This window comes from Tsukamurella tyrosinosolvens (assembly GCF_900104775.1).
Taxonomy (GTDB): domain Bacteria; phylum Actinomycetota; class Actinomycetes; order Mycobacteriales; family Mycobacteriaceae; genus Tsukamurella; species Tsukamurella tyrosinosolvens.
Map to the genome: position 1 here is coordinate 1 of NZ_FNSA01000002.1, position 13,179 is coordinate 13,179.

At 72.6% G+C, this 13,179-nt stretch carries 11 protein-coding genes and 3 pseudogenes; 7 read left to right on the forward strand and 7 right to left on the reverse strand.

Features of this window, described 5'->3' with window-relative positions:
• Window positions 1-62 precede the first annotated feature (62 nt).
• The 3 genes and pseudogenes from BLW32_RS01480 to BLW32_RS01490 all read right to left on the reverse strand — a co-directional run.
• Window positions 63-413, reverse strand: a complete 351-nt coding sequence (locus BLW32_RS01480; protein WP_068523498.1) for a UBP-type zinc finger domain-containing protein — start codon at window positions 411-413, stop codon at window positions 63-65.
• The gene (locus BLW32_RS01485) at window positions 410-1,894 is read right to left on the reverse strand and encodes an ATP-binding protein (RefSeq protein WP_068740639.1); all 1,485 of its coding nucleotides are present in this window, start codon (window positions 1,892-1,894) and stop codon (window positions 410-412) included. The genes BLW32_RS01480 and BLW32_RS01485 overlap by 4 nt, the downstream gene beginning before the upstream one ends.
• Window positions 1,891-3,436: pseudogene (locus BLW32_RS01490) on the reverse strand (NAD(P)/FAD-dependent oxidoreductase); the annotation flags it as partial. The pseudogene BLW32_RS01490 and the gene BLW32_RS01485, both read right to left, overlap by 4 nt.
• Before the next feature lie 52 nt (window positions 3,437-3,488).
• On the opposite strand from BLW32_RS01490, the pseudogene BLW32_RS01495 reads away from it, so the two are divergent.
• The 6 genes and pseudogenes from BLW32_RS01495 to BLW32_RS01520 form a co-directional block, all read left to right on the forward strand.
• Window positions 3,489-4,973, forward strand: a pseudogene (locus BLW32_RS01495) (NAD(P)/FAD-dependent oxidoreductase); the annotation flags it as partial.
• The gene (locus BLW32_RS01500; RefSeq protein WP_068740639.1) at window positions 4,970-6,454 is read left to right on the forward strand and encodes an ATP-binding protein; all 1,485 of its coding nucleotides are present in this window, start codon (window positions 4,970-4,972) and stop codon (window positions 6,452-6,454) included. The pseudogene BLW32_RS01495 and the gene BLW32_RS01500, both read left to right, overlap by 4 nt.
• Window positions 6,451-6,801, forward strand: a complete 351-nt coding sequence (locus tag BLW32_RS01505; protein WP_068523498.1) for a UBP-type zinc finger domain-containing protein — start codon at window positions 6,451-6,453, stop codon at window positions 6,799-6,801. Before BLW32_RS01500 ends, BLW32_RS01505 begins: the two co-directional genes overlap by 4 nt.
• A gap of 68 nt (window positions 6,802-6,869) precedes the next feature.
• Window positions 6,870-7,955 carry an S-(hydroxymethyl)mycothiol dehydrogenase gene (locus BLW32_RS01510; RefSeq protein WP_068740640.1) on the forward strand — a complete coding sequence of 362 codons (1,086 nt, stop codon included), beginning with the start codon at window positions 6,870-6,872 and terminating at the stop codon, window positions 7,953-7,955.
• The gene (locus tag BLW32_RS01515) at window positions 7,952-8,578 is read left to right on the forward strand and encodes an MBL fold metallo-hydrolase (protein WP_068740641.1); all 627 of its coding nucleotides are present in this window, start codon (window positions 7,952-7,954) and stop codon (window positions 8,576-8,578) included. Before BLW32_RS01510 ends, BLW32_RS01515 begins: the two co-directional genes overlap by 4 nt.
• 39 nt (window positions 8,579-8,617) lie before the next feature.
• Window positions 8,618-9,307, forward strand: a complete 690-nt coding sequence (locus BLW32_RS01520) for a hypothetical protein (RefSeq protein WP_139286014.1) — start codon at window positions 8,618-8,620, stop codon at window positions 9,305-9,307.
• Here the strand turns inward: BLW32_RS01520 and BLW32_RS28005 are convergent.
• The 4 genes from BLW32_RS28005 to BLW32_RS01530 all read right to left on the reverse strand — a co-directional run bounded on the left by BLW32_RS28005 (window position 9,294) and on the right by BLW32_RS01530 (window position 12,618).
• Window positions 9,294-9,851: a hypothetical protein gene (locus BLW32_RS28005; RefSeq protein WP_254779340.1), complete on the reverse strand. Its 558-nt coding sequence runs from the start codon at window positions 9,849-9,851 to the stop codon at window positions 9,294-9,296. The two genes, BLW32_RS01520 and BLW32_RS28005, sit on opposite strands and share 14 nt — an antisense overlap.
• Window positions 9,848-10,177, reverse strand: a complete 330-nt coding sequence (locus BLW32_RS28010) for a hypothetical protein (RefSeq protein ID WP_254779343.1) — start codon at window positions 10,175-10,177, stop codon at window positions 9,848-9,850. Before BLW32_RS28010 ends, BLW32_RS28005 begins: the two co-directional genes overlap by 4 nt.
• Before the next feature lie 133 nt (window positions 10,178-10,310).
• Window positions 10,311-10,730, reverse strand: a complete 420-nt coding sequence (locus BLW32_RS28015) for a hypothetical protein (RefSeq protein WP_254779346.1) — start codon at window positions 10,728-10,730, stop codon at window positions 10,311-10,313.
• 175 nt (window positions 10,731-10,905) lie between these two features.
• Window positions 10,906-12,618, reverse strand: a complete 1,713-nt coding sequence (locus BLW32_RS01530; protein ID WP_367889540.1) for an MmpA family trehalose lipid delivery protein — start codon at window positions 12,616-12,618, stop codon at window positions 10,906-10,908.
• Window positions 12,619-12,790: 172 nt separating this feature from the next.
• Between BLW32_RS01530 and BLW32_RS01535 the strand changes: the two are divergent.
• Window positions 12,791-13,179, forward strand: a pseudogene (locus BLW32_RS01535) (polysaccharide biosynthesis protein); the annotation flags it as partial.

Here is a 13,179-nt window from a genome sequence, read left to right on the forward strand (position 1 = left end):
CCTCCTGGTCCGGATACGACTATTGCCATCCTCGCATTGATCGGGCCGACGAGGACTCGGGCTCAGTGCACGTGGTTCCGCCAGTCGGCGGGCACGCGTCCCGCGGGGCCGGGCACGGCCTGGTCGACGGGCCGGTTCTGCGGGTCGGCGAGCAGCGGACCGTCGTAGTAGTCCTCGGAGACGTAGTCCCAGAACCAGGCCTCGCCGGGCTCGAAGCTCTGCACGATGGGATGGCCGCTCGCGCGGGCGTGGGCGCTCGCGTGCTGCGACGGCGAGGAGTCGCAGCAGCCGATGTGGCCGCACTTCGCGCAGCGGCGCAGGTGCACCCACCAGCCGCCGGCGGCGTCGCACTCCACGCACCCGGCGCCGCTGGGCGGCACCGTCGGATCGATCGGGTCGGTCGGTTCGCTCATGGCTCCAGTCCTTCTCCCGGCTCGCCGGGATCGTCGATCACTGCTTCGCGCTGCGGCCCGTCGATGGGCAGTTCCACGGTGAACACGGTGTTCCCCGGCTCGGAGCGCACCGCCAGGTCGCCCTGGTGTTTGTTCACCACGATGCGCCACGAGATGTCCAGGCCCAGTCCGGTTCCCTCGCCGACGCCCTTGGTGGTGAAGAAGGGCTCGAAGATGCGGGGCAGCACGTCGGCGGGGATGCCGGAGCCGGTGTCGGCGACCTCGACGACCACCGCATCCTCCTTGCGGTGCGCCCGCAGGGTGAGGGTGCCGCGGCCGTCCATGGCCTGCACCGCGTTGTCGATGAGGTTGGTCCACACCTGGTTCAGCTCGGCGCCGTACCCCTGGATGTCGGGCAGGTCGGGGTCGTAGTCGCGGACCACGGTGACGCCGCCGTCGCCGATCTTGCGGCTGAGCATGACGACGGTGCTGTCGAGCAGTTCGCGGACGTCGAGCACCTGGAAGGGCGCGCGGTCCATCTGCGAGTACTGCTTGGCCGCCTGCACCAGGGTGGAGATCCGGCTCGTGGAGTCGGTGATCTCGTTCATGAGCAGCTCGGTCTCGACGGTGTAGTACAGCCAGCGCAGCGCGCCGGAGAGCACCGGCCCGTCGTCGAGCGAGCCCGCGACGCGGTCGAGGAAGTCGGTCTGCAGGCCCGCGGCCACGAACACGGGGGCCAGCACGTGGCCGTCGCCGATGTCGTGGTCGTCGAGCCAGTCCATCAGCTCGTCCTCGCGATCGGAGGCCTCGAGCGGACCGAGGTCGGGGGCGTCCGCCACCGCCTCGACGGCCTCCTCCTGGAACTTCACCAGGTCGACGAGGCGCGTCCGGTCGAGCTTGCCGCTGGCGATGCCGGCCAGCTTGTGCCGCATGCCGCCCACACGGGTGCGCAGCTCCGTGGCCGCGCGGGTGGCCGCGCCGGCGGGGTTGTTCAGCTCGTGGGTGAGGCCGGCGGAGAGCGAGCCCAGCGCCAGCAGCCGCTCGCGTTGCTCGACCATCTGCCGGGTGCGCTGCCCGCCGTAGAAGACGCCCTCCAGCAGGTGCACCGCCATCGGGAACCACTCGTGCATCGCCTCGTTGAAGTCCTCGGCGGGCAGCATGAAGAACTGCGCCTCGGTCACCGCGCGCATGGACGAGTTGTACTGCTTCTGCGCCGGCCCGCCCTTGCCGAGGAACGCCGACCACGCGCCGGAGTAGGCGCCGCGCTGATCGGAGCGGGTGGTCTCGACCTCCGCGTCGCCCACCTTCTGCGACAGCGCGATCGTGCCCCTGAGCAGCACGAACAGCCACTGCGCCGGATCGCCGGTGGAGTAGACGGGGCCGGCCGGGAAGGTCTCCACGTGGCCGCGTCGGCACAGCCACTCCAGTTGCTCGTCGCTGAGCTTCTCGAACAGAAACAGGGTGCGCAGTTCGTCGACGAAGCACGGGTCATGAGTGCTCACGAGTCGACTCCTTCCAGATAGCGGTGGACGAACATGACGGCCATCGCGCCCTCGCCCACCGCGGAGGCGACGCGCTTCGCCGATTCGGACCGGACGTCGCCGGCGACGAAGATGCCGGGGACGCTCGACTCCAGGTGGAACGGCGGCCGGTCCAATTCCCATCCCCGGGGCGCGGCACCGTCGAGCGCGAGATCCGGGCCCGTCAGCAGGAAGCCCCGCCCGTCCCGCGCGACGACGCCGTCGAGCCAGTCCGTGCGCGGTTCGGCGCCGATGAAGACGAACAGGAAGTCCGCCGGGACCTGCTCCGTCGCGCCCGACTCGGTGTCCCGCAGGGTGAGCTGTGTGAGGTGGTCGTCGCCGTGCGCCTCGACCACCTGGGTGTGCGGCCGCACGTGCACGTTCTCGATCGCGTTCAGCTGCTGGATGAGGTAATACGACATCGACGCCTCGAGCGACGGCCCCCGCACCAGCAGGGTCACCGAGCGCGCGCCCTTCGACAGGTACGCCGCGGCCTGGCCCGCGGAGTTGGCGCCGCCGACGATGTAGACGTCCTGGCCGGCGCAGGCCGGCGCCTCGGTCATCGCCGAGCCGTAGAAGATCCCGGCGCCCGTGAGCCGCGCCATGCCCGGCGCGTCCAGCTGCCGGTACGCGACGCCCGTCGCGAGGATGACGGTGTGCGCCCCCACGACGGTGCCGTCGGAGAACCGCACCCGCCGGCCGGAGCCCGTCACCTCGAGCTCGACGACGTCGGCGGCGGTGATCATCTCGGCGCCGAACTTGGTCGCCTGCCGCCGCGCCCGGTCGGTGAGCTGGGTGCCCGAGACCCCGTCGGGGAAGCCCAGGTAGTTCTCGATGCGCGAGCTCTGCCCCGCCTGCCCGCCGGTCGCGGACCGCTCGACGAGCACCGTCCGCAGCCCCTCGGACGCGCCGTACACGGCGGCGCCGAGCCCGGCCGGGCCCGCGCCGACGACGACCAGGTCGTAGAACTCCTCCGACGGGGTGGTGTTCAGGCCCACGTGGGCCGCCAGTTCGCTGTCCGACGGTGCGCACAGCGCGGTCCCGTCGGCCGCGGCGACGAGCGGGAGCTGCTGGCCGTCGCTGCCCGCGGCGGCGAGGAGGCGCTGCCCCTCGGGCGACTCGGCGGTGTACCAGCGGTACGGGATCTGGTTGCGGGCCAGGAACTCCCGAACCTCCGACGAGCGGGCCGACCAGCGGTGCCCGACGACCTTCGTCTCCGGCACGGGCCGGTGGTCGCTGCAGAGCCAGGCCTCCAGCTGCGCGTCGATGACGGGGTAGAGCTTCTCCTCCGGCGGGTCCCAGGGCTTGAGGAGGTAGTGGTCGAGGTCGACCACGTTGATCGCCTCGATCGCGGCGCCCGTGTCCGCGTACGCGGTGAGCAGCAGCCGCCGGGCGCCCCGGGTAGACGTCCATCGCGGCCTCGAGGAATTCGAGGCCCGTCATCTGCGGCATGCGGTAATCGGCGAGGATCGCGGCCACCAGGTCGCCGCGGAGCTGAGCGCCTGAGGCGCCTCGCAGCGCCTGGTTCGCCGCTCTCCGCGGCGGACCGATGGTGGCCGCGGATCCTCGCCGTACTTACCGCATGCCCGCAGATGACGGGCCCTCGGAATTCCTCGAGGCCGACGCGATGGACGTCTACCCGGGCGCCCGGCGGCTGCTGCTCACCGCGTACGCGGACACGGGCGCCGCGATCGAGGCGATCAACGTGGTCGACCTCGACCACTACCTCCTCAAGCCCTGGGACCCGCCGGAGGAGAAGCTCTACCCCGTCATCGACGCGCAGCTGGAGGCCTGGCTCTGCAGCGACCACCGGCCCGTGCCGGAGACGAAGGTCGTCGGGCACCGCTGGTCGGCCCGCTCGTCGGAGGTTCGGGAGTTCCTGGCCCGCAACCAGATCCCGTACCGCTGGTACACCGCCGAGTCGCCCGAGGGGCAGCGCCTCCTCGCCGCCGCGGGCAGCGACGGCCAGCAGCTCCCGCTCGTCGCCGCGGCCGACGGGACCGCGCTGTGCGCACCGTCGGACAGCGAACTGGCGGCCCACGTGGGCCTGAACACCACCCCGTCGGAGGAGTTCTACGACCTGGTCGTCGTCGGCGCGGGCCCGGCCGGGCTCGGCGCCGCCGTGTACGGCGCGTCCGAGGGGCTGCGGACGGTGCTCGTCGAGCGGTCCGCGACCGGCGGGCAGGCGGGGCAGAGCTCGCGCATCGAGAACTACCTGGGCTTCCCCGACGGGGTCTCGGGCACCCAGCTCACCGACCGGGCGCGGCGGCAGGCGACCAAGTTCGGCGCCGAGATGATCACCGCCGCCGACGTCGTCGAGCTCGAGGTGACGGGCTCCGGCCGGCGGGTGCGGTTCTCCGACGGCACCGTCGTGGGGGCGCACACCGTCATCCTCGCGACGGGCGTCGCGTACCGGCAGCTGGACGCGCCGGGCATGGCGCGGCTCACGGGCGCCGGGATCTTCTACGGCTCGGCGATGACCGAGGCGCCGGCCTGCGCCGGCCAGGACGTCTACATCGTCGGCGGCGCCAACTCCGCGGGCCAGGCCGCGGCGTACCTGTCGAAGGGCGCGCGCTCGGTGACCCTGCTGGTGCGGGGGCCGTCGCTCGAGGCGTCGATGTCGTATTACCTCATCCAGCAGCTGAACGCGATCGAGAACGTGCACGTGCGGCCGCACACCCAGGTGGTCGAGGCGCACGGCGACGACCACCTCACACAGCTCACCCTGCGGGACACCGAGTCGGGCGCGACGGAGCAGGTCCCGGCGGACTTCCTGTTCGTCTTCATCGGCGCCGAACCGCGCACGGACTGGCTCGACGGCGTCGTCGCGCGGGACGGGCGGGGCTTCCTGCTGACGGGCCCGGATCTCGCGCTCGACGGTGCCGCGCCCCGGGGATGGGAATTGGACCGGCCGCCGTTCCACCTGGAGTCGAGCGTCCCCGGCATCTTCGTCGCCGGCGACGTCCGGTCCGAATCGGCGAAGCGCGTCGCCTCCGCGGTGGGCGAGGGCGCGATGGCCGTCATGTTCGTCCACCGCTATCTGGAAGGAGTCGACTCGTGAGCACTCATGACCCGTGCTTCGTCGACGAACTGCGCACCCTGTTTCTGTTCGAGAAGCTCAGCGACGAGCAACTGGAGTGGCTGTGCCGACGCGGCCACGTGGAGACCTTCCCGGCCGGCCCCGTCTACTCCACCGGCGATCCGGCGCAGTGGCTGTTCGTGCTGCTCAGGGGCACGATCGCGCTGTCGCAGAAGGTGGGCGACGCGGAGGTCGAGACCACCCGCTCCGATCAGCGCGGCGCCTACTCCGGCGCGTGGTCGGCGTTCCTCGGCAAGGGCGGGCCGGCGCAGAAGCAGTACAACTCGTCCATGCGCGCGGTGACCGAGGCGCAGTTCTTCATGCTGCCCGCCGAGGACTTCAACGAGGCGATGCACGAGTGGTTCCCGATGGCGGTGCACCTGCTGGAGGGCGTCTTCTACGGCGGGCAGCGCACCCGGCAGATGGTCGAGCAACGCGAGCGGCTGCTGGCGCTGGGCTCGCTCTCCGCCGGCCTCACCCACGAGCTGAACAACCCCGCCGGCGCGGCCACCCGCGCGGCCACGGAGCTGCGCACCCGTGTGGGCGGCATGCGGCACAAGCTGGCCGGCATCGCCAGCGGCAAGCTCGACCGGACGCGCCTCGTCGACCTGGTGAAGTTCCAGGAGGAGGCCGTCGAGGCGGTGGCGGACGCCCCCGACCTCGGTCCGCTCGAGGCCTCCGATCGCGAGGACGAGCTGATGGACTGGCTCGACGACCACGACATCGGCGACGGCCACGTGCTGGCCCCCGTGTTCGTGGCCGCGGGCCTGCAGACCGACTTCCTCGACCGCGTCGCGGGCTCGCTCGACGACGGGCCGGTGCTCTCCGGCGCGCTGCGCTGGCTGTACTACACCGTCGAGACCGAGCTGCTCATGAACGAGATCACCGACTCCACGAGCCGGATCTCCACCCTGGTGCAGGCGGCCAAGCAGTACTCGCAGATGGACCGCGCGCCCTTCCAGGTGCTCGACGTCCGCGAACTGCTCGACAGCACCGTCGTCATGCTCAGCCGCAAGATCGGCGACGGCGGCGTCACCGTGGTCCGCGACTACGACCCCGACCTGCCCGACATCCAGGGGTACGGCGCCGAGCTGAACCAGGTGTGGACCAACCTCATCGACAACGCGGTGCAGGCCATGGACGGCCGCGGCACCCTCACCCTGCGGGCGCACCGCAAGGAGGATGCGGTGGTCGTCGAGGTCGCCGACACCGGCTCCGGCATCCCCGCCGACGTGCTGCCCCGCATCTTCGAGCCCTTCTTCACCACCAAGGGCGTCGGCGAGGGAACCGGACTGGGCCTGGACATCTCGTGGCGCATCGTGGTGAACAAACACCAGGGCGACCTGGCGGTGCGCTCCGAGCCGGGGAACACCGTGTTCACCGTGGAACTGCCCATCGACGGGCCGCAGCGCGAAGCAGTGATCGACGATCCCGGCGAGCCGGGAGAAGGACTGGAGCCATGAGCGAACCGACCGACCCGATCGATCCGACGGTGCCGCCCAGCGGCGCCGGGTGCGTGGAGTGCGACGCCGCCGGCGGCTGGTGGGTGCACCTGCGCCGCTGCGCGAAGTGCGGCCACATCGGCTGCTGCGACTCCTCGCCGTCGCAGCACGCGAGCGCCCACGCCCGCGCGAGCGGCCATCCCATCGTGCAGAGCTTCGAGCCCGGCGAGGCCTGGTTCTGGGACTACGTCTCCGAGGACTACTACGACGGTCCGCTGCTCGCCGACCCGCAGAACCGGCCCGTCGACCAGGCCGTGCCCGGCCCCGCGGGACGCGTGCCCGCCGACTGGCGGAACCACGTGCACTGAGCCCGAGTCCTCGTCGGCCCGATCAATGCGAGGATGGCAATAGTCGTATCCGGACCAGGAGGAGAACCGTGCCGCAGACCGTCAGAGGAATCGTCGCCCGCGCGAAGGGCGAGCCCGTCGAAGTGGTCCCGATCGTGATCCCCGATCCCGGCCCCGGTGAGGTGGTGGTCGCGGTGCAGGCGTGCGGCGTCTGCCACACCGACCTGCACTACCGCGAGGGCGGCATCAACGACGAGTTCCCCTTCCTGCTCGGCCACGAGGCCGCCGGCGTGGTCGAAACCGTCGGTGAGGGAGTCGATCACGTCGTGCCCGGCGACTTCGTCGTGCTCAACTGGCGCGCCGTGTGCGGCCAGTGCCGCGCCTGCAAGCGCGGCAAGCCGCAGTACTGCTTCGACACCTTCAACGCCACGCAGAAGATGACCCTCGAGGACGGCACCGAGCTCTCGCCCGCTCTCGGCATCGGCGCCTTCGCGGAGAAGACCCTGGTCCACCAGGGGCAGTGCACCAAGGTCGATCCCGAGGCCGACCCCGCCGTCGTGGGCCTCCTCGGCTGCGGCGTCATGGCCGGCCTCGGCGCCGCCGTGAACACCGGCGGCGTCTCGCGCGGTGACACGGTGGCCGTGATCGGTTGCGGCGGTGTGGGAGACGCGGCCATCGCGGGCGCCCGCCTCGTCGGCGCGCGCACCATCATCGCCGTCGACCGCGACCCGAAGAAGCTGGAGTGGGCGCGCGAGCTCGGCGCCACGCACACCGTCAACGCGGCGGAAAGCGATGCGGTGGATGCGATCCAGGAGCTCACCGACGGTTTCGGCGCCGACGTCGTGATCGACGCCGTCGGCCGCCCCGAGACGTGGAAGCAGGCCTTCTACGCCCGCGACCTGGCAGGCACCGTCGTGCTGGTGGGCGTGCCGACCCCCGACCTGACCCTCGACATGCCGCTCATCGACTTCTTCTCGCGCGGTGGGGCTCTCAAGTCGTCGTGGTACGGCGACTGCCTGCCCGAGCGGGACTTCCCGCAGCTCGTCGACCTGTACCGCCAGGGCCGCCTGCCGCTGGAGAAGTTCGTCACCGAGCGGATCGGCCTCGACGAGGTGGAGCAGGCCTTCGCGACCATGCACCGCGGCGAGGTGCTGCGCTCGGTGGTGGTCCTGTGACGCTGCGCGTCGAACGCGTCATCACGTCGGGCACCTTCAGCCTCGACGGCGGCACCTGGGACGTCGACAACAACGTCTGGCTGGTCGGCGACGACAGCGAGGTGGTGGTGATCGACGCCGCCCACTCCGCCGACCCGATCGTCGACGCCGTCGGCGGGCGGACCGTGCGCGGAATCGTCTGCACCCATGGGCACAACGATCACGTGACCGTCGCGCCGGAGCTGTCCGAGCGGCTCGACGCGCCGATCCTGCTGCACCCCGGCGACGACGTCCTGTGGGACATGACCCATCCGGGCGTCGGGCACGAGGATCTCGCCGCCGACAGCCGGATCGCCGTCGGCGGCACCGAGATCCGCGTGATCCACGCGCCCGGCCACTCGCCGGGGTCGGTGTGCCTGTACCTGCCCGAGGCCGGGCAGCTGTTCAGCGGCGACACCCTGTTCGCCGGCGGGCCCGGTGCGACCGGCCGCTCGTACAGCGACTTCTCCGTGATCATCGAGTCCATCCGGGACCGGCTGTTCGCGCTGCCGCCGGAGACGGTCGTGAACACCGGGCACGGCGACGGCACCACGCTGGGCGCGGAATCCCCGCACCTGGAGGAATGGATCCGTCGGGGCCACTGATCCCCGCCCGAATCGGAACCCGGGTTGTATCTTCTTTGCATGACCAGGGTGCAGATGGGGCCGCGGGCGAGCAGGTGGTGGATCGCCTACCTGCTCGTCTTCGGCGCCGCGCTCCTCGGGGCCGTGATGGACCGGCGCTGGGGCAGCGCCGCACTCGTCGCGGCGATCCTCGTGGCCGGCCTCGTCACGACGGCCGGGTCGTTGCTGCTCCAGCTCGCGGTGCACGTGGTGGCCTGCGCGTTCGCCGCGCTCTCCGCCGAGATCGCCTTCGCCGGCGGTGACCTGTTCTGGGGCGCCTTCGGCGTGCTGGCCGCCCTCGTGCTGGGCGCGCTCGTCCCGCTCGCGCTCCGCGAGGGCTCGGGTGGCCGGATCCGCACCGAGGAGCTCGTCGGCCGCACCGTGCCGGAGGCCGAGCGGCTGCTCGGCTACCCGCGCGACCGCCAGCCCGGCGGTCTCGGCGCCCCGGTCCTCGTCGCCGTCCCCTACGGTCCGCTGCCCGACGGTGCCGACCGTCGCGCCCGTCTCGTGGTGACCGCGGTGGCCGTCGACCCGGCCGGCCCGTGGATCGCCTTCGGGGTCACCCCCGCCGCCTATGCGCCCGCCTTCGACCGGCGCCGACGACGGGCGCTGCAGGCAGAGCTGCACGCCCGCGTCGGCGGCTTCCCCGCCGACCTCCGGCAGGACCGCACCGTCGCGCCGGTGCCGGCGGCGGCCGCTACGCCGAGATGAGGGCGGGGGAGCGGTCGGCGACCTCGATGATGCGGTCGCGGAGCAGCCGGAAGACGGTGTCCACCGAGCGGGTCGCCTGCGTGGTGTCGGGGTGCATCGCGTTGAAGTCCAGGCCCGACTCGTCGCGGTTGATCCACGTGAACACCTCGCGCGAGGGCGTGGCGTTCGCGAACACCGAGAAGTCGTGCTGCCGAGCCAGTTCCGCGCCCGGCACCCGCGTCACGTCGATGTAGGAGAGCATCGGCGCGGTGAAACCGTGCTCCACGGGGAACTCCGGATCGTCGGCCAGCAGGTCGATGACCGGGAACACCGGCGTGCGGTCGAGCTGCTTCGCCGTCGCGACCGCCTCGTGCGCGTTGCGGGCGACCTCGTCGAAGCTCCCGGAGGCCGAGAACTGGACGGGCACCAGCGTCACGTACCAACCGACCGCCATCGCGTCGCCGGTGGCGGACCGGTCGGCGCGGGGGATGAGCATGGTGAACAGCTCGTCGCCGGTGAGGTTGTGGTGGACCTGCCCGAGCACCGCGAGGAGCGCGCTGTTCATGTTCGCGCCGGCCCGCTTGGCCGCCGGCCGAACCGGGCGGTGCGGTCGGCGTCGATGAACGAGGCGTGCACCGCGATGCGGCCCGGGGCGGCCTCGCCGTCGGCCAGGCCGAGGGGCAGGGGGTAGCGCGGCATGCCGCCCGACCGGCGCAGCGTCTCGCGCCACTGCACGACGTCCGGGTGGGTCGGCGTCAGCGTGGCGGCCAGCGTGCGCTGCTCCCGGGTGAACTCGCGGTGCGGGCGGACCGGCACCGGCGTGTACGGGGCGCCGCTGCGGGCCGCGGTGTACCGGGACACGAGCTCGAAGAAGCTCACGGCCTGAGACACGCCGTCGGTGTACAGGTGGTCCGAGCAGACCACCACCTGGAAGTGCGGCTCGACGGCCCGGGGCGCGCGTTCTCGACGCCGGTCACGGCGAAGGCGAACGCCGCCCAGTCGTGCAGTTCCGGCACGTTCGCCATCAGGTAGCCCTTGACGGTGTCACCGGGGTGCGTTTCCGAGGTGGCCTCGACGGCGAGATCGATCTGTTCCGGAGAAAGGGTGCGGCCGCGCGGATCCGGGGCGCCGATACCGGGAAAGCGGTATGGAAAACGCCGTGCGCGCGGACGAATTCGGTGAAGACCGATTCGACGATTGTTCGATCGAAAACATCGTGGATCGTGAATGTGGTGAAAACGAGCCGGCGGGTGCAGGCCTCGCCGTCGATGCCGCTGCGCAGGTGGTCGGCCTGCACGTAGGACGTGCAGACGTCCTGGTCAGGGGCGGTGCGCATCGCCTCCTTGGTGGTCGCGTCCGGAGCCCAGACGGCCCACTCTCCCGCCGGGCACTGCCACTGCTCTGAGAAACCCGAGATCATGTAGAACATGATGACGAACTCCATAGCGCAGCAAAAGACGCGCGAACAGTGAGAAACCCGACAATTCCCGGGGTTCACATTTTGTCGTGCATGACGCATCATGCGCAGTGCTAATTACGGCATGAGGTAATACAGGTTGACGGGACGTTCGACCTGCAAAATGAACAGTGGGTTTCCCGCACGTCGTACGGGAACGGGATCACGCCGACGGGGCCGGGGCGGCGGCACCGTCGGGCCTTGCGGACCCGCGCGCCCCGCCGGTCGCGGCCACGGCCCCGCCGCCCAGCAGCAGTGCCGCCCACAGCAGATGCGCGGCCCATGCGCCGCCCCGCTCCGCGGACGATGCCGAGTCGGTCGCGACCTCGCCCGGCACCCGGTAGAGCCGCAGTTCAGGAGTGTCGACGGCGAGCTCCAGGCCGGGGAGCGGCACCGTCGGGAAGACGGTCGCGCCGTCGACGGAGACGGCCTCCACGAGCACCCACCCGACGCCCAGCTCCGCCAGCCGACCGGCCAGGGCGTCGCCGCCGGCGGCCAGCGCGTCCTCCGCGTCGGACGCCGCGCCCGGCACGCGGTCGACGGAGCGCCCGCCGACGCGGAGTTCACCCGTCTGCAGGACGGGCGCCCGCAGCATCCGCGGCGCGGGGTCGAGGACCGGCGCGTCCGGGCCGTACGCGTACGTCCGGAACATGCCCGGCGGCAGCACCGCGACCGATCCGCGGTCCGCGGGCACGGCCTCGGCGACGGTGCGCCACGCCGCCGGGTAGGTCACCGGCGAGAGCGCGCCGCCCACGCCCCACGCGAGGCCCGGCAGCACCGCGATCGGCAGCGCCACCGCCATCACGGAGCCCCCGGCCCGCGCGGCCGCTGGCAGCGCGGCCACCAGCGCCGCGGCGCACGCCGCGTACAGCGGCAAGGCCAGCGCCACCCACTTCTGCCCGTCGCGCAGCAGCCCGCTGCCCGGGATCGCCTGCACCACGGCCTCGAGCAGCGCCGTCCCGGGGCCCGTCGCCGCCACTGCGGGCAGCACCACGGCGCACAGCGCCAGCAGCGCGAACCGGCCCAGCGGCGGGGCGAGCAGCCGCGCGCGGAGCACCAGCACCCCGCCCGCCAGCAGCGCGAGGGCGAGCGCGGTCCAGAGCCAGGGGGCACCGTCGGGCACGGCCTGCCGGTTCCAGATGCCCCCGAGCCCGAGGAGCGAGCCGAGCGTGCCGAGCCCCGGCTCGGCGCGGACCGCGAAGGCGGCGACGCTCGCCGGATCGGCGCGCACGCCGCTGCCCGAGACCAGCGACGGGTACAGCCACGGCGCGGCCGCGCACACGAACAGTCCGAGCAGCCAGGCCCACCGGCGGGGCGCCGCGACCAGGCCCGCGATCAGCGCGAAGACGGCGCCCGTCGGCGTCAGCCCGCCCGCGGCCAGGCACGCCGCGAAGCCGCCGAGCTGCCGCCGGCCCTCCGACCGCAGCCCGACGACGACGGCCCAGCCGATCGCGGCGTACCCGGCAAGCAGGCTCCAGTGCCCCTGCAGCAGCCGCTCGGCGACGAACGGGTTCCACAGGCCCACCGTCGCGGCGGCCAGGCCCGCGCCGAGGCCCGCGTCGCGGCCCACGGCGGCGAGGATCGCCAGCGCGCAGCGACCGAATCCCCACCCCGCCGCCACCAGCGCGACGAACAGCAGGGCCGTGACCAGGAGGCCACCGTCGACCACCTGCGAACGACGGCCAGCAGCCAATCCTGCGGCGTGGCGCGGGCGGCGTTGTCGCCGAGGCCGAGCGCGGTGTCGGTGAGGTACGAGCGGGGCGTCGAGACGGCGTCGCGGAGCAAACAGATAGCGGCCGCCGACGGCCAGCGGGCCCAGGATCACGGCGGCGAGCACGGCGGACCAGGCGGCGAGGGCCAGGTCGCGCGATCTCATCGACCCGAGCCTACTGACACAATGGCCGGGTGCGAGGTTTGGCGTGGGTCACGATCGGCTCGATGGCGGCGAACCTGTGCTCCTACCTGGTGCACCTGCCCGCGAGCCGCTGGCTCGGGCCCGCCGGGTACGGCGAGTTCGCCGCCTCCTGCAGCTGTCGTTGATCCTCGCGGTGCCCGCGCTCGCGCTGCAGACCGTCGTCGCGCGGCAGGTCGTCCGCGGCGCCGGGGCCGCGCAGATGCGGGCGCTGGGCTACCGGATCGCCCTCGGCGCGGGTGTGCTGGCGCTGGTCGCGGTGCCGCTGGCCGCTGCGGGCCTGCACACCCGGGCGATCACGGCCGCCGCCGCGCTGGCCGCCGCGCCCGCGCTCGTGCTGCTCGCCGTCGAGCAGGGGCTGCTGCAGGGCGAGCGGCGCTTCGGGCGGCTCGCGGCGCTCCTCGCACTGGCGGGGGTCGGCAAGCTCGCCTTCACCGTGCCGGGGCTGCTGCTGGGCCCCGGGCCGGCGCTCCTCGGCACGACGGTGGGCGCCCTGGTCGCGGCCGTCGTCGGCCGGGCGCTGGC

Bases quoted from the DNA above. Each gene is read 5' to 3' on its own strand.
- BLW32_RS01480 (WP_068523498.1), bottom strand. From the start codon at position 413: ATGAGCGAACCGACCGACCCGATCGATCCGACGGTGCCGCCCAGCGGC.
- BLW32_RS01505 (WP_068523498.1), top strand. From the start codon at position 6,451: ATGAGCGAACCGACCGACCCGATCGATCCGACGGTGCCGCCCAGCGGC.
- BLW32_RS01520 (WP_139286014.1), top strand. From the start codon at position 8,618: ATGACCAGGGTGCAGATGGGGCCGCGGGCGAGCAGGTGGTGGATCGCC.
- BLW32_RS28005 (WP_254779340.1), bottom strand. From the start codon at position 9,851: ATGAACAGCGCGCTCCTCGCGGTGCTCGGGCAGGTCCACCACAACCTC.
- BLW32_RS28015 (WP_254779346.1), bottom strand. From the start codon at position 10,730: ATGGAGTTCGTCATCATGTTCTACATGATCTCGGGTTTCTCAGAGCAG.
- BLW32_RS01530 (WP_367889540.1), bottom strand. From the start codon at position 12,618: ATGAGATCGCGCGACCTGGCCCTCGCCGCCTGGTCCGCCGTGCTCGCC.